This window comes from Kitasatospora sp. NPDC059673 (assembly GCF_042734215.1).
Classification (GTDB): domain Bacteria; phylum Actinomycetota; class Actinomycetes; order Streptomycetales; family Streptomycetaceae; genus Kitasatospora.
The window spans coordinates 70,746-84,877 of sequence record NZ_JBHWEN010000004.1 but is presented as its reverse complement, the minus strand read 5'-3'; the positions used below and the strand labels follow the sequence as shown (position 1 = coordinate 84,877).

15 protein-coding genes are annotated in these 14,132 nt (G+C 71.5%); 6 read left to right on the top strand and 9 right to left on the bottom strand.

The window, feature by feature from the left end:
* Positions 1-133: 133 nt before the first annotated feature.
* The gene (locus tag ACFV18_RS06845) at positions 134-523 is read left to right on the top strand and encodes a YciI family protein (RefSeq protein ID WP_380480398.1); all 390 of its coding nucleotides are present in this window, start codon (positions 134-136) and stop codon (positions 521-523) included.
* Between the two features lie 49 nt (positions 524-572).
* Positions 573-806: a hypothetical protein gene (locus ACFV18_RS06840; RefSeq protein WP_380480051.1), complete on the top strand. Its 234-nt coding sequence runs from the start codon at positions 573-575 to the stop codon at positions 804-806.
* Between the two features lie 62 nt (positions 807-868).
* Here ACFV18_RS06840 and ACFV18_RS06835 read toward each other — a convergent pair whose 3' ends face one another.
* Entirely contained in the window at positions 869-1,114 is a 246-nt protein-coding gene (locus ACFV18_RS06835; RefSeq protein WP_380480049.1) for a DUF5302 domain-containing protein, read from the bottom strand.
* Positions 1,115-1,201: 87 nt separating this feature from the next.
* Positions 1,202-1,330: a hypothetical protein gene (locus ACFV18_RS06830; RefSeq protein WP_380480047.1), complete on the bottom strand. Its 129-nt coding sequence runs from the start codon at positions 1,328-1,330 to the stop codon at positions 1,202-1,204.
* 137 nt (positions 1,331-1,467) lie between these two features.
* On the opposite strand from ACFV18_RS06830, the gene ACFV18_RS06825 reads away from it, so the two are divergent.
* Entirely contained in the window at positions 1,468-2,289 is an 822-nt protein-coding gene (locus ACFV18_RS06825; RefSeq protein WP_380480045.1) for an integrase, read from the top strand.
* A 19-nt stretch (positions 2,290-2,308) separates the two neighbouring features.
* Here the strand turns inward: ACFV18_RS06825 and ACFV18_RS06820 are convergent, their stop codons facing one another.
* Positions 2,309-2,854, bottom strand: coding sequence for a 1,4-alpha-glucan branching protein (locus ACFV18_RS06820; protein WP_380480043.1), 546 nt, complete (start codon positions 2,852-2,854; stop codon positions 2,309-2,311).
* Positions 2,855-3,092: 238 nt separating this feature from the next.
* On the opposite strand from ACFV18_RS06820, the gene ACFV18_RS06815 reads away from it, so the two are divergent.
* The gene (locus ACFV18_RS06815) at positions 3,093-3,572 is read left to right on the top strand and encodes a ricin-type beta-trefoil lectin domain protein (protein ID WP_380480041.1); all 480 of its coding nucleotides are present in this window, start codon (positions 3,093-3,095) and stop codon (positions 3,570-3,572) included.
* Between the two features lie 134 nt (positions 3,573-3,706).
* On the opposite strand, the gene ACFV18_RS06810 is transcribed toward ACFV18_RS06815, so the two are convergent.
* From ACFV18_RS06810 to ACFV18_RS06795, 4 genes are all read right to left on the bottom strand, one after another.
* Positions 3,707-4,540 carry a hypothetical protein gene (locus tag ACFV18_RS06810; RefSeq protein WP_380480039.1) on the bottom strand — a complete coding sequence of 278 codons (834 nt, stop codon included), beginning with the start codon at positions 4,538-4,540 and terminating at the stop codon, positions 3,707-3,709.
* A gap of 42 nt (positions 4,541-4,582) precedes the next feature.
* A complete protein-coding gene (locus tag ACFV18_RS06805; RefSeq protein WP_380480037.1) occupies positions 4,583-5,086 on the bottom strand; it encodes a SigE family RNA polymerase sigma factor in 504 nt (167 codons plus the stop codon).
* Between the two features lie 143 nt (positions 5,087-5,229).
* Positions 5,230-6,189 carry a pirin family protein gene (locus ACFV18_RS06800; RefSeq protein WP_380480035.1) on the bottom strand — a complete coding sequence of 320 codons (960 nt, stop codon included), beginning with the start codon at positions 6,187-6,189 and terminating at the stop codon, positions 5,230-5,232.
* 124 nt (positions 6,190-6,313) lie between these two features.
* A complete protein-coding gene (locus ACFV18_RS06795) occupies positions 6,314-6,802 on the bottom strand; it encodes an SseB family protein (RefSeq protein ID WP_043915454.1) in 489 nt (162 codons plus the stop codon).
* A gap of 211 nt (positions 6,803-7,013) precedes the next feature.
* Between ACFV18_RS06795 and ACFV18_RS06790 the strand changes: the two genes are divergently transcribed.
* Positions 7,014-8,843, top strand: coding sequence for an acyl-CoA dehydrogenase (locus ACFV18_RS06790; RefSeq protein WP_380480033.1), 1,830 nt, complete (start codon positions 7,014-7,016; stop codon positions 8,841-8,843).
* A 214-nt stretch (positions 8,844-9,057) separates the two neighbouring features.
* A complete protein-coding gene (locus ACFV18_RS06785; RefSeq protein WP_380480031.1) occupies positions 9,058-10,359 on the top strand; it encodes a M18 family aminopeptidase in 1,302 nt (433 codons plus the stop codon).
* A gap of 55 nt (positions 10,360-10,414) precedes the next feature.
* On the opposite strand, the gene ACFV18_RS06780 is transcribed toward ACFV18_RS06785, so the two are convergent.
* A complete protein-coding gene (locus ACFV18_RS06780; protein ID WP_380480029.1) occupies positions 10,415-12,235 on the bottom strand; it encodes an NHL domain-containing thioredoxin family protein in 1,821 nt (606 codons plus the stop codon).
* A gap of 194 nt (positions 12,236-12,429) precedes the next feature.
* A complete protein-coding gene (locus ACFV18_RS06775) occupies positions 12,430-13,617 on the bottom strand; it encodes a methyltransferase domain-containing protein (RefSeq protein ID WP_380480027.1) in 1,188 nt (395 codons plus the stop codon).
* Between the last annotated feature and the right edge of the window lie 515 nt (positions 13,618-14,132).

The window sequence follows — 14,132 nt, the reverse complement described above, 5'->3', positions numbered from 1 at the left end:
CTCTGCCCGTCCCTCCGGCCCGCGGTCCGAGCGAGCATGCGGGGCGCGGTGTCGAGAACCGGGCCGCAGCTCCGTCCTCAGGATGATGGGACGAGAACGCCCGAACCGAGAGGAGCCGTCCGCCGTGACGCACATGCTGCAGATGCACTTCAGCCAGTCGGACACCGCCGTTCCCCCGATCCCCTCCTGGGATCCGGCGGCGACCGCCGTGCACATCGCCTTCATGCGCCGTTCGGTGGCCGAGCTCACCGCCAGCGGCGAACTCGTCGAGGCCCAAGGCCTGGCGATGCCCGACACGGCGCGGATCGTCCGGGCCGGCGACGGCGGGGCGTCCGTCGCCGAGGGGCCGTTCCCGGCTGGGAAGGAGTTCCTGTTCGGCTGGTGGATCGTCAACTGCGCGAGCGACGCGCGGGTGCTGGAGATCGCCGCGCTGCTGTCCGCCGCGCCGGGCCACGACGGAAAGCCGATGAACATGCCGATCGAGGTCCGCGAGGTGCTGTCGGAGCCCCCGGCGCAGCCCTGACCGCCTGCGCGAATTGCCGGGTATGTCCGGTCGGCGGACGATGGTGATCATGATGCATCAGATGCGCGCCGAGACCGGCCCCGACGGCGCCACGGACTCCGTGGTCAGCTGGCACATCGTCCGCGACGCGGACCTCACCGCCCTGTGCGGCAAGACGCTCAACAGCGCCGCCCCCGTCCAGGACGCCACCCGCTGGACGCTCGATCCCGACCGCAACTGCCACACCTGCGGGGCGCTGTTCCTCCGCGAGACCCCGTACTTCCCGGACGAGCACACCGACTGAATCACCGGGCACAGACGCCGAACGGCCGGCCCCGGGCGGGACCGGCCGTTCGCGCCGGGGTCTCAGCCGCCGCTCTTGCGGCGGAAGGTGCGCTTGCCGCCGGCCGCGGCGGCGGTGCCGTGGATCTTCGAGTCGCCGCCGGGGCCGCCGCCGGACCCGCGGTTGTTGCCGCCCTTGCGCTGCAGCGCGGCCAGGAACTTGGCCTTCTGGTCGTCCTGGCCGGGTGCCTCGGCGGCGGCGGTGTCGGCGGTGGCGTCGGCGGCGGCCTCCGGCGCGGGCTCGGCTGCCGGGGCGGTGTCGCTGCTCATTTCGGGACCTCCTGGACGGGAGTGGGGTGTGCTGCAGCACACCCTCCCATGCCGACGGGGGCGGCTGTCGGCCGACACCGGAGTCGGTCAGTCCCGGCGTGCCGTGCCGTGGGGGTGCCGCTCGTCGCGGTACTGCAGGCCGCCCATCATGAACAGCAGGGCGAGGATCGGGAAGCCGAACGAGGCGATCACCAGAACGAAGAACTGCCAGACCATGGGACTCTCCTGTCACGAAGCCTTGGCGAGTTGCCATATTTGGTCCAATTATGTCCGAATCGTTGCGCGAGAGGGGCGAACGGAAGGGTCGAACAGCCCCTGTTCGAAGGACCGGTGGCCGACGCAGACTGTGAGGCATGCGGGTACAGCTGGCAGTCGACGCGCGCCGCCCCGACCGGGCCTGCGAGGACTTCGTGGTGGCCACCCCGGAGGTTCTGGTGCTGCTGGACGGCTCCAGCGCCCCGGACACCCTGGACTCCGGCTGCGGCCACGGCATTCCCTGGTACGTGCGCCGCCTCGGCGCGCACCTGGTGGCCCGGCTCACCGACCACCCCGACCGGGCCGTCGCCGACTGCCTGGCCGACGCCATCGCCGACACCGCCGCCCTGCACGGCGACACCTGCGACCTGGCCAACCCCAACACGCCCGCCGCGATGGTGGTCGCCGCCCGCCTGCGCGGCGACGCCCTGGAGTACCTGGCGCTCGGCGACTCCCTGCTGGTGCTGCACCCCAAGGCCGGCCCGCCCCGGGTGATCGGCGACAACCAGCGCTTCCCCGGCGGCGAGGAACTGCGCCGCCAGGTCTGGTCGACCGTCCCCGGCACCGCCGAACGCGCCGACCTCTACCTGCGGTACGCGATCGCCGTCCGCGCCGCGCGCAACTCCGGCCACGGGCCGTGGATCGCCGCCGCCACCCCGGAGGCCGCCCAGCACGCCGAGACCGGCGTGGTCACGCGCGCCGACCTGCACGGGGTGGCCGCCCTGTCGGACGGCGCCTCCCGCTTCACCGAGCGTCTGGGGCTGGGCAGTTGGGCCGACGCCGTCCGACTGCTCGCCGAGGCCGGCCCCGCCGAGCTGATCGCCCAGGTCCGAGCCGCGGAGCGCACCGACGCGGACTGCGTCCGGTGGCCCCGCGGCAAGGCCCACGACGACGCGGCGGCGCTCTACGCCCGCCTGTGACCGGGCAGTTGGAGCTCCGTTACCGGCCGGCCGTCAGGTACACCGCGCGGGCCGCCGACCCGTCCGGCGCGGTGTAGCCGGCGACCACCTCGCCCGGCGCGGGCTCCCCGGCGGGCCGCAGCTCCCGGCGCAGCGTCACCGTCACCTCGCCGGCGACGGCCGCCACCGCCACCGTGTCGTCCACCATGTCGCTCTCGCTCTGCTTCTGCGGCACCGCCCGGCCGCGCAGCAGTTCGGTCAACTCGGCGCGGACCACCGGGTCCTGCTCGCCGTCGTAGAACCAGCGGGTGCCCAGCACCCCGTGCTCGGCGATCCCGATCAGCGCGCCCTCGGGCGCCCCGTCCAGCGGTGCGCCCCGGTACGCCATCGGCACCAGGTAGGCGGCCTGACCGTCCGCCACCACCATCAGCTCGATGCCGACCTCGCCCGCCGGGTCGTCCAGCCGGAATCCGCCGGCCCGCACCAGCGCGCCGCCGCCGGGCCGGTACCAGTCCTGCTTCGGCAGCCAGTCGGCCAGCAGGTCCAACTTGCCCGGGGTCATCGTGGTCTGATGGATCGTTGCCATCGCTGGTCCTCACTTCTCGCGCGGTGTCCTTGCCGGGCCAAGCCTACGAAGGGCGCCCGGCCGGCAGTGAACGCGCTGGACTGCCCCCGGGCTGCCCATTCGGATGAACCCCGGCGCGCAACGCCACTGGTTCGCGGTCGCCCGGTGCTAGAAATTTGCCTGCGCCCGGGTCCGGGCCGAGAAAACCCCATGGCCGCAGGGGAATCGTGCGGCCTTGCGACCAGAACGGAAACGCCTCATGGCCCTCGCTTTCCGCAAGACGCTCGCCATTGCCGCGATGGGGCTCGCCGCCTCCTTCCTGCCGACCGGCGGCGCCGGAGCGGCCGACACCAGCCACGCGACCACGCGCACCCCCGGCACCTACTGCCTCGCCAACGCCTGGGGGACGCCGAACGTCGGCACCAAGCCGTGCGACACCAACGACCAGGGCCAGCACTGGACCGTCTCGGGCGAACAGATCTCCCTCACCAACGCCCGCGGCTACTGTCTGGCCAACAAGTGGGGTGCCCCGGACGTCTCCACCAAGGCGTGCGCCTCGGGCGACCCGGGCCAGTACTGGACCATCTCGGGCCAGCAGATCTCGCTCACCCTCGCCCCCGGCTACTGCCTCGCCAACGCCTGGGGTTCCCCGAACATCTCCACCAAGCCGTGCGACGTCAACGACAAGGGCCAGCACTGGGTGGTCTTCAACGACCAGATCAGCCTCGCCCTCACCTGACACGTCGCCACAGCGTTCCTGAGTGAACCAACACGCCGTCCCGCCGGGGCAGTTGCCCACCGGCGGGACGGCGCCTTCCGTGCGTTCGGGCGGGTCGGCGGTTCAGCGGGTCACAGAGGGGGCGGTGCGTCGCTTCATCGGCTCTCCCCTTCGTTGTGGGAGATCTGGGGTTCCTGCACGGGGTGCTGGTCGGCCTGCCGAATCAGGTCCAGGACCCGGGGCGCGCGGATGAAATCCGCCATCTGCGTGTCCGTCACCGGCGCCGAACTGCCGTTGATGCCGGAGGCGTTGACGAAAATGGCCACATCGCTGCCGCCGAAGTGGAAGGTCGCCGAGGTACCCGTCACCGAGCCGTCGCCCGAGGGCGCCACCCGTACGGTGGCCGGCGTGCCGTCCGGCAGCTGCACCACCTGACACGTTCCCTTCTGTTCCACATCGGCCGGCGGACAGAACTTCTCCCGCGAGCCGTCCGGGGCGGGAGCTACGGAGAACCGGACGAAGTAGGTGCCCTGCGGGGAGATCGCCTGGTAGCCGGACACGTCGTCGGCGACCAGCTGGATCTGGCCGAGCTCCGGCGGGAGCAGGTCCTGCAGGACCCCGGCCGTCGCCTGCCGGAACGTCTCGATCCGCTGCCGCTCGGCCTCGCTCGGCGGGGTCGTCGGCGCGGACGGGCCGGCGGTGGGGGAGAACGTGACGGTCGGGAAGACCCGCGGTGGCGCCCCGTCCCCCATCAGGACGGCGGTGGAACCCGTGCCGTCCCCGGTGCCGGGCAGCACGGCCGCCAGCCCCGTCACCCCCAGCGCCGCCGTGCACGCGGCCGCCCCGCCGACCGCCAGCCGCGACCGCAGCCGCCGCCGGCGCCCGTCCCGTACCGCCCGGGCGGTCAACCCGATCGGCTCGACCAGGTCGTCGGTGGCCTGGTCCATCGCCTCTTTGACAAAGAGCGCCTCCGGCGCCTGCTCATGCATGTCGTACTCCCTCACGGTCTCGGTCGGAATTCACGGCGGCGCTCACGCGGGCGTGTACGGGCTCGGCTCGCCGAGCTGTTCGCGGAGCCGGGCCAGCGCACGGGAGCACTGGCTCTTGACGGTGCCGGTACTGCAGCCGAGGAGCTCGGCCACCGTCTCCACGCTCAGGTCCTCCCAGTACCGCAGGACGACCATCGCCCGGGCCCGCGCCGGGAGTTCGGCCAGCGCGGTCAGCAGCGTCACCCGCAGGTCGGTGTCCCCATCCGGGGACACCTCGGGCGACCCCGCCAGCGCCCCGAGCCGGCGGGCCACCGACCACTTGCGCTGCTCCGCGAGAAAGGTGCGGGTCAGCACGGTGCGGGTGTAGGCGTCGAGGTTCTCCATCCGGGAAGCCCGCCGCCAGTGTGCGAACAGCTTCGCGAGCGTCGCCTGCGCCAGGTCCTCGGCCCGGTGCCGGTTCCCGCACAGCAGGTACGCCGTCCGGTACAGCCGTCTCCCGCGCGTCGCCGCGTACTCCTCGAACCCCAATTCGTCCGGTCCGCGCATCCACCCCTCCTGGTTCGCGTCTCTCACCCGTCCTCAATGCGCGAGTGCGGAGAAAGGTTGAGCCCGAATTTCCCGCCGGACACGAAAAGCCCGCGCACCCCCTCCGAGGACGGGGTGCGCGGGCTTGGGGAGTTGGCGGGGGGTCAGTGCTCGTCGGCGGGGATGGTGCCGAGGCGGCCGGCCTGGAAGTCCTCCATGGCCTGCTGGAGTTCGCGGTGGCTGTTCATGACGAACGGGCCGTACCAGGCGACGGGCTCGCGGATCGGGAGGCCGCCGAGGAGGACGAACTCGAAGCTGGAGGAGCGGGAGTCCTGCTTCTCGTCGGCGCGGATGGTGAGGGTGTCGCCGTCGCCGAAGACCACGGCCTGGCCCATGTGGAAGGGGCGCTGCTCGGTGCCGGCGGAGCCGCTGCCGGCCAGGCCGTAGGCGAGGGCGTTGAAGTCGGAGCGCCAGGGGAGGGTGAGCTGGGCGCCGGGGGTGAGCGAGACGTGGATCATGGTGATCGGGGTGTGGGTGGCGCCCGGGCCCTGGTGGCCGTCGATCTCGCCGGCGATCAGGCGGACCAGCGCGCCGCCGTCCTCGGAGGTGAGGAGCTTGACGCTGCCGCTGCGGATGTCCTGGTACTTCGGGGTGATCATCTTGTCGGAGGCGGGCAGGTTGACCCACAGCTGGAGGCCGTGGAACAGGCCGCCGGACATGACCAGGGACTCGGGCGGGGTCTCGATGTGGAGCAGGCCGGAGCCGGCCGTCATCCACTGGGTGTCGCCGTCGGTGATGACACCGCCGCCGCCGTGCGAGTCACGGTGGATGAAGGTGCCGTCGATGATGTAGGTGACGGTCTCGAAGCCGCGGTGCGGGTGCCAGGGGGTTCCCTTGGGCTCGCCGGCCTCGTAGTCCACCTCGCCCATCTGGTCCATCATGATGAACGGGTCGAGGAACTTGGTGTTGATCTTCGCGAAGGCGCGGCGGACGGGGAAGCCCTCGCCCTCGTAGCCCTCGGGGGCGGTGGCCACGGTGAGGACCGGCCGGGCGGTGCTGTGCACCGGGTCGGGCGTGGTCACGCGCGGCAGGGTCAGCGGGTTCTCGACGGTCACGGCGGGCATGTCGGCCTCCTTCGGCGGGTCTGTGGCCTACGTCCACCACAGTAGTTCAACTCTCAACCACTCGCAAGGTTGAACGTTGAACTACGTGGACGTATTCCGGCCCGGGGAGGGGCGGGAGGGAAGGTCAGCCGTACATCCGGCGCATGGTGAAGTCGACCATCTGCTCGACCGCGCGGGCGTCGAACACCATCCGGTGCTCGCCCTCCATGTCCAGGGCGAAGCCGTAGCCGGTGGGCAGCAGGTCGAGCACCTCGGCGCCGGTCACCGAGAAGTGCTTGGAGTCCTTGCCGGCGTACCGCTTCAGCTCCTTGAGCGAGCTGAACATCGGGATCACCGGTGTCGGGGTGTTGTGCAGCGCGAGGAAGCCGGGGCGGTCGCCGCGCGGGCAGTACACCTTCGAGGTGATGAAGATGGCCTGGAAGTCCTCCACCGGCATCGCCCCCGTGGTGAAGGCGCGCACCGCGTCCGCCAGTGAGGGCGGCGAGGGTTCGGGGTAGAGCGACTGCTGGGCGGCCTGCGGGTCGCCGTACCCGGCGCCGGGCATGCCGGACATCCCCTGCTGCATCTGCTGCTGATAGGGATCCTGGTAGGCGCTCTGCTCGTAGCCGTACACGGGACAAGGCTATCGGGCCGGGCCCCGCTTGGGGGCGGGTGATCCGCACAATCCGGCGGCGGGCCGCATTGTGGGACGTGACCACGTTCATAGGTGCTTCGCAGCAGAGGGGTTGAACAAGTTACCGCTGGGTAGCATCATGGGGCGTACTGGTGGGTAAGCGGTGCGCCGTAAGCGGCTCGCCCGTGGAAGACGAACCGGAGATACGGTCATGGGTCACTACAAGTCCAACCTGCGGGACGTGGAGTTCAACCTCTTCGAGGTGCTCGGCCGCGACCAGGTGTACGGCACCGGTCCGTTCGCCGACATGGACGTCGACACCGCGAAGAACATCCTCAGCGAGATCTCCCGGCTGGCCGAGAACGACCTCGCCGCCTCCTTCACCGACACCGACCGCAACCCGCCGGTGTTCGACCCGGAGACCAACACCGCCCCGATCCCGGAGACCTTCAAGAAGAGCTACCAGGCCTTCATGGACTCCGAGTGGTGGCGCCTGGGCATCCCGGAGGGCATCGGCGGCCAGGTCACCCCGAGCTCCCTGGTCTGGGCGTACGCGGAGCAGATCCTCGGCTCGAACCCGGCGATCTGGATGTACTCCTCCGGCCCGGCCTTCGCCGGCGTCGTCTACGACGAGGGCACCGAGGAGCAGCAGAAGGTCGCCCAGCGCATGGTCGAGCGCCTGTGGGGCGCCACCATGGTGCTGACCGAGCCCGACGCGGGCTCCGACGTGGGCGCCGGCCGCACCAAGGCGATCAAGCAGGAGGACGGCTCCTGGCACATCGAGGGCGTCAAGCGCTTCATCACCTCGGGCGAGCACGACATGTCCGAGAACATCATCCACCTGGTGCTGGCCCGCCCCGAGGGCGGCAAGCCGGGCACCAAGGGCCTGGGCCTGTACATCGTGCCGAAGTACGACTTCGACTGGGAGACCGGCGAGCTCGGCGAGCGCAACGGTGCCTACGCCACCAACGTCGAGCACAAGATGGGCCTCAAGGCGTCCAACACCTGCGAGATGACCTTCGGCGCCAAGCACCCGGCCAAGGGCTGGCTGCTCGGCGAGACCGTCGACGGCATCCGCCAGATGTTCAAGATCATCGAGTTCGCCCGGATGATGGTCGGCACGAAGGCCATCGCCACCCTGTCCACCGGCTACCTGAACGCGCTGGAGTACGCCAAGGAGCGCGTGCAGGGCGCCGACATCTCGCAGTTCATGGACAAGACCGCGCCGCGCGTCACCATCACCCACCACCCGGACGTGCGCCGCTCGCTGCTCACCCAGAAGGCGTACGCCGAGGGCATGCGCGCCCTGGTCCTCTACACCGCCTCGGTGCAGGACGACATGCTGGCCGCCCGCCTGCGCGGCGAGCACGACGCCGCCGCCGAGCGCCTGAACGACCTGCTGCTGCCGATCGTCAAGGGCTACGGCTCGGAGAAGTCCTACGAGCAGCTCGCCCAGTCGCTGCAGACCTTCGGCGGCTCGGGTTACCTGCAGGAGTACCCGATCGAGCAGTACATCCGGGACGCCAAGATCGACACCCTGTACGAGGGCACCACCGCCATCCAGGGCCAGGACTTCTTCTTCCGCAAGATCGTCAAGGACGGCGGCCAGGCGCTGACCGCGGTCAACGAGCAGATCCAGAAGTTCCTCGCCTCGAACGAGGGCGGCGCCGACCTGGCCCCCGAGCGCGACCTGCTCGCCAAGGCCGCCGGCGACCTGGAGGCCATCGTCGGCAAGCTGATCGCCGACCTGACGGCCGTCGAGCAGGACGTCAAGAACATGTACAAGGTGGGCCAGAACACCACCCGCCTGCTGATGGTCTCCGGCGACGTGGTGGTCGGCTGGCTGCTGATGCGTCAGGCCGCCGTCGCGCTCGCCAAGCTGGAGGCCGGTGCCGCGGAGAAGGACGTCCCCTTCTACCAGGGCAAGATCGCCGCGGCGAAGCACTTCGCCCGCACCGTGCTGCCCACCACCGCCGCGCAGCGCCAGATCGCCGAGGCCGTCGACAACGAGCTGATGGACCTCGCCGAAGAGGCGTTCTGATCGAGCGGCGGCGGGTCGCTCACCCGACCGCCTGACCCACCCTCACCCCGCGGGGCCCGGTTCACCACCGGGCCCCGCGGCGTTGGGTCGCGCCATGCTCACTGTTGTGTCACCGTTGCGGACTTCACACGGTCCTGTCCGTGTACGGGCATATGCTCAGGGGGCGGGCCTGTTAACCCCCATCAGGCTCGGCCGCCCTCAACCCAGGAGCAACATGTCGACCGCCGCCCGCACGGCCCACTTCGACCGGAAGCACACGGACGACCTGATCGCCTTCCTCGCCGCCTCCCCCTCCCCGTACCACGCGGTGCAGAGCGCGGTCGAGCGGCTGGAGCGGGTCGGCTTCCGCGAGGTCCGTGAGACGGACGCCTGGGAGGGCGGCAGCGGCGGCCGCTACCTGGTGCGCGGCGGCGCCCTGATCGCCTGGTACGTGCCCGAGGGGGCCGGCCCCGCCACCCCCTACCGGGTGGTCGGCACCCACACCGACTCGCCGAACCTGCGGGTCAAGCCCATCCCCGACACCGGCTCGGCCGGCTGGCGGCAGATCGCCGTCGAGATCTACGGCGGCGTCCCGCTCAACACCTGGCTCGACCGCGACCTCGGCCTCTCCGGCCGGCTCGTCCTGCGCGACGGCACCACCCGCCTGGTCCACCTCGACGAGCCGCTGCTGCGCGTCCCGCAGCTCGCCATCCACCTCGACCGCAGCGTCAACGACGGCCTCAAGCTCGACCGCCAGCGCCACCTGACGCCGATCTGGGGACTCGGCGACACCACCGAGGGCGCCCTGCTGGGGTACGTCGCCGAGAAGGCCGGCCTCGCCGCCGCCGACATCATCGGCTGGGACCTGATGGCCCACGACGTCCAGCCGCCCTCCTACCTCGGCCGCGACCGCGAACTGCTGGCCGGCCCGCGCCTGGACAACCAGCTCTCCGTGCACGCCGCCACCGCCGCGCTCGCCGCCGTCGCCGCGTCCGGCGCCGACCTGCCCTGCATCCCGGTGCTCGCCGCCTTCGACCACGAGGAGACCGGCAGCGAGTCCGACACCGGCGCGCAGAGCCCGCTGCTCGGCAACGTGCTGGAGCGCTCCTGCTACGCCCGCGGCGGCACCGCCGAGGACCGCGCCCGCGCGCTGGCCGGCACCATCTGCCTGTCCTCCGACATGGGGCACGCCGTCCACCCCAACTACAGCGAGCGCCACGAGCCCGGCCACCACCCGCTGCCCAACGGCGGCCCCATCCTCAAGGTCAACGTCAACAACCGGTACGCCACCGACGGCGTCGGGCGGGCCGTGTTCGCCGCCGCCTGCGAGAAGGCCGGCGTCCCGTGGCAGAGCTTCGTCTCCAACAACGCGATGCCCTGCGGTACGACGATCGGCCCGATCACCGCGGCTCGCCTCGGCATCACGACGGTCGACTGCGGCATCGCGGCGCTGTCCATGCACTCGGCCCGCGAACTGTGCGGCGCGGAGGACCCGTACTACCTGGCGGGGGCCATCAAGGCGTTCCTGGAAGGCTGAGCGGTGGTCAGGGTGTGGGAGAGCCCCGGGAGGCCTCCCACACCCTGACGCCCGGTCACTCCATGCCCGCCAGCACCAGCGGCAGCCGCGTCGCGCCGCCCGGCACCACCTTCACCGGCACGCCCCAGTCCTGCTGGTGGACGTGGCAGGCCGGGTACTCGATCGCCGGGTCGTCGTCGCAGGACGCGGCCATCGCGGAGACGTGCAGCACGCCCTCCGTCACGCCCTCCGCGAGCACCAGCTCGCGGGAGAGCGCGCTGTCCGCGCCCGCGCCGGCGGTGAGCAGCCCGGGCGGGGTGGAGCTGACCAGCAGGCGGGTGGACGGGCCGTAGCGCTCGTCCAGCTTCTGGCCGGTGGGCGCGGAGAACACCACGTCGAGGCGGAGCGTGCCCGGGGCGACCTCGGTCGCGGCGCGCTGCGTGCGGTGCGCGACGGCCTCCACCCGGACGGCCTCCTCGGGCAGCCGCAGCCTGGTCAGCCGGTGCCGGGCGGACTCCACCACCACGATGTCGCCGTCCACCACCACCGCGCCGGACGGCTCCCGCAGGTCGGTGGCCAGCGTGGAGACCTCACCGCTCGCCGGGTCGAAGCGGCGCAGCGCGTGGTTGTAGGTGTCGGCCACCGCGACCGAGCCGTCCGGGAGCACGGTGACGCCCAACGGGTGCTGGAACAGGGCCTGTTCGGCCGCCCCGTCACGGTGACCGAAGTCGAACAGGCCGGTGCCGACGGCGGTGTGCACCTCGTGCGTCCCGCGCGCGACCCAGCGCAGCGCGGAGGTCTCCGAGTCGGCGACCCACAGCCGCTCGCCGTCGGCGGAGACCGCCAGGCCGGACGGCTGGGCGAACCAGGACTGCTCGGCGGGGCCGTCGACCAGGCCCTCGTTGGTGGTGCCGGCCGCGACCGCGACCGCCTTGGCCACCGGGTCGAACGACCACAGCTGGTGCACGCCGGCCATCGCGATCCAGACCCTGCCGTCGAAGAACGCGACGTCCCACGGCGAGGACAGATCGACGGCGGTGGCCTCCCCGGAGGCCGGCGAGCCCTGCCACCACTGGCGGCCGGTGCCGGCCAGCGTGGTCACCGTGCCGTCGGCGAGCCGGACCCCGCGCAGCGCGTGGTTGACGGTGTCGGCCACCACCACGTCGTAGCCGAGGCCGAGGCCCTCCGGGACGAGCGCCAGGCCCTGCGGCTCGCTGAACCGCGGCGCGGCGCCGTCCACCAGGCCGCGCACGCCGTCGCCGATCCGCCGCACCACCGTCTCGCCGTCCTCGGCGAGCTCCACGAGCGCGTGGTGGCCGGAATCCGCCACCAGGTAGTGCCCGTTCGGCAGCCGCACCGCCTTTCCCGGAAACCGCAGGTCACCCGCCTGCGGCTCGGGCGCCACGTACGGCCCGTCGCCGCGCCGCAAGGTGCCCTTCGCCTCGTGCTCCGCCTCCAGCTCCTCGACCAGCCTGGCGATCGCGTGCGCATGCCCCTCACCCGCGTGCTGCGCGACCACATACCCCTCCGGGTCGATCACCACCAGCGTCGGCCAGGCCCGCACCGCGTACTGCTTCCACGTCACCAGCTCCGGATCGTCCAGCACCGGATGGTGCACCTCGTACCGGGCCACCGCGTCCACCACCGCCCGATGGTCCGCCTCGTGCACGAACTTCGGCGAGTGCACCCCGACGATCACCACGCTGTCGCGGTGTTTCTCCTCCAACTCCCGGAGCTCGTCGAGGACATGGAGACAGTTGATGCAGCAGAAGGTCCAGAAGTCTAGTACCAAAATGCGACCTCGAAGGTCGGCAAGGGTCAGTTCTTTGCCACCGGTGTTGAGCCAGCCACCGGCGCCGACCAGTTCAGGGGCGCGTACGCGTGCACGAGAAGCCATGCCCCAATCAAACCCGACCATGGGTGTCCGCATTCCGGGTGTCTGGCCGTCTGGCAGGGCGGCAGTGGGTGATTGCCGCTGGATGTGCGGCGCAAGCCGCGTCCCGGCCATGCGCCACGGGGGCAGCGCACTGACCGGGCCGCCGGCGAGCCCGGCCGCTCCGTGGGGGACACAGGGCGGCAGGGCGGGTGAGGTCAGCCTCGGATCGGCACCGGGTTGTCCGGGTTGTCCAGCCACGGCACGGTGCCGTCCGGCCCGACCGTGACGCCGAACCGGGTCAGCACGGGCCTGTCCTGGTCGTGCCACCAGTTGAGCGCCTGCTCAACGGCCTGCCAGAGCCTCCGAGGGCCTGCCTGGTACACGGTGGTTTCGGGCTGGTCCTTGCGCCACACCACGGCCGCCCATGACCGGTCCGACAGGCTGTAGAACCACGCCACGGTGGTGTCCTCGTCCTGGTGGTGGACCAGGTGCGTCACGTTCGGCACGGCCAGCCCGGTAACGAGCCGTTGGACTGCCCACCGCCCGCCGAGATCGTCCGCCGTGAGCGTCGTCCGGTACTTCGTATCGGCGTTGCCGGGGAACTCCGGGACGTAGGCAGCGTGCTCGGGGAAGGTGAGGCGCTGGTTCCGCGACTTCATGAACTCCACCATCTCGGTGAAGTGGCCGGACGCCGTGTCGTCGGGGCGGACGTGGAGCTTCACCACGGCGTCCAGCGGGCTGAAGTCGGTTCCCCACGGGGCCAGGATGACGCCGCCGGTCTGAGACTGCCTGATCCACGCCTGGGGGATCTTGCGGACCCCGTACGTCGCAATGATCCGGTCGTACGGGCCGCCCTTGGGCCAGCCGAGTTGGCCGTCACCGGTGATCAGTTCGGGGGCGAGTCCGGCGCGCGCCATGTTCTCGGCGGCCATGGCTGACACGTCCTGGTCGTACTCGATGCTGACGACCTGCCGTGAGCCGAGGCGGTGGGCAAGCAGCGCCGCATTCCACCCGAATCCGGTGCCCGCGTCGAGCACCCGCATGCCCGGCTTCACGTCCAGGTCGCGCAGCATCGACATGACGACGCTCGGCATGCTGAGGCTGCTGGTCGGCACGGTGCCCGGATCGGGTCCGTCGTGCTCGCCGTCGTCGAACTGCGTGACCAACGGGACGTTCGCCTCCGTGGCGGTCTGCCAGGCGGCCGGGTCCGTGTCCCGGTCCACCAGCACGCTGCGGCCGGTGGCCATGTCGTGCGACCAGACGCGCGGCGGCGTGAACAGCGAGCGGGGCACGGCGTTGAACGTGCCGGCCCAGTCCGGGGACATGTGGCCGGTGGAGAGCAGGAACCGCCCCAGCTCGGAGCCGGGGCGGTCCGCACCCTCCTCGCGGAGGGTCTCAGTCACTTGCGGTGGCCCCCGTCTCCGGGCGGCGAACTACCGTCGGGGGACGGCGGCGGCGGGGGTGGCGGGGGCTGGATCGGGGCCGGGTTGCCCCCGTGCCCGCCATCGGCGTTGAGCATGAGAGTTATCTCCCTGCATCGGTGGAACCGGCGGCCGGGTGGTCGCCGGGTCGTGCGGCCCGCCCCTCGCGGGGACGGGGGTCTGTGACGGCCCAAGAGGGCCGGTTCTGCGCCCACCAGGGCACGGGGCCGGTAGGCCGTCACGTGCCCGGCGTTGCCCCACCCACGGGCCGCCGATACCGAACACTGGTGGCTCATAAGGGTCAGGTATCAGTGCCGGTTGCACGTCTCGGGCGCCCACGCATCTGGTGGTCGAGCCCTCGACGGAGCTTCATCCGGCGGGCCAGTTTCCTGCGATACGGACTGAACATCGTTACAGGCCAAGTGAATTGGACGTAAGCGCCCCACATCCACGCGATCGTATTGCGAGGCTCCGTCGCCAGCGCCCGGACAACACGC

Excerpts from the sequence above, each read along its gene's own strand:
- ACFV18_RS06790 (WP_380480033.1), top strand. The coding sequence starts at position 7,014 with ATGGGTCACTACAAGTCCAACCTGCGGGACGTGGAGTTCAACCTCTTC.
- ACFV18_RS06840 (WP_380480051.1), top strand. The coding sequence starts at position 573 with ATGATGCATCAGATGCGCGCCGAGACCGGCCCCGACGGCGCCACGGAC.
- ACFV18_RS06820 (WP_380480043.1), bottom strand. The coding sequence starts at position 2,854 with ATGGCAACGATCCATCAGACCACGATGACCCCGGGCAAGTTGGACCTG.
- ACFV18_RS06805 (WP_380480037.1), bottom strand. The coding sequence starts at position 5,086 with ATGCGCGGACCGGACGAATTGGGGTTCGAGGAGTACGCGGCGACGCGC.
- ACFV18_RS06815 (WP_380480041.1), top strand. The coding sequence starts at position 3,093 with ATGGCCCTCGCTTTCCGCAAGACGCTCGCCATTGCCGCGATGGGGCTC.
- ACFV18_RS06780 (WP_380480029.1), bottom strand. The coding sequence starts at position 12,235 with ATGGCTTCTCGTGCACGCGTACGCGCCCCTGAACTGGTCGGCGCCGGT.
- ACFV18_RS06830 (WP_380480047.1), bottom strand. The coding sequence starts at position 1,330 with ATGGTCTGGCAGTTCTTCGTTCTGGTGATCGCCTCGTTCGGCTTCCCG.
- ACFV18_RS06835 (WP_380480049.1), bottom strand. The coding sequence starts at position 1,114 with ATGAGCAGCGACACCGCCCCGGCAGCCGAGCCCGCGCCGGAGGCCGCC.
- ACFV18_RS06825 (WP_380480045.1), top strand. The coding sequence starts at position 1,468 with ATGCGGGTACAGCTGGCAGTCGACGCGCGCCGCCCCGACCGGGCCTGC.
- ACFV18_RS06785 (WP_380480031.1), top strand. The coding sequence starts at position 9,058 with ATGTCGACCGCCGCCCGCACGGCCCACTTCGACCGGAAGCACACGGAC.
- ACFV18_RS06845 (WP_380480398.1), top strand. The coding sequence starts at position 134 with ATGCTGCAGATGCACTTCAGCCAGTCGGACACCGCCGTTCCCCCGATC.
- ACFV18_RS06800 (WP_380480035.1), bottom strand. The coding sequence starts at position 6,189 with ATGCCCGCCGTGACCGTCGAGAACCCGCTGACCCTGCCGCGCGTGACC.
- ACFV18_RS06810 (WP_380480039.1), bottom strand. The coding sequence starts at position 4,540 with ATGCATGAGCAGGCGCCGGAGGCGCTCTTTGTCAAAGAGGCGATGGAC.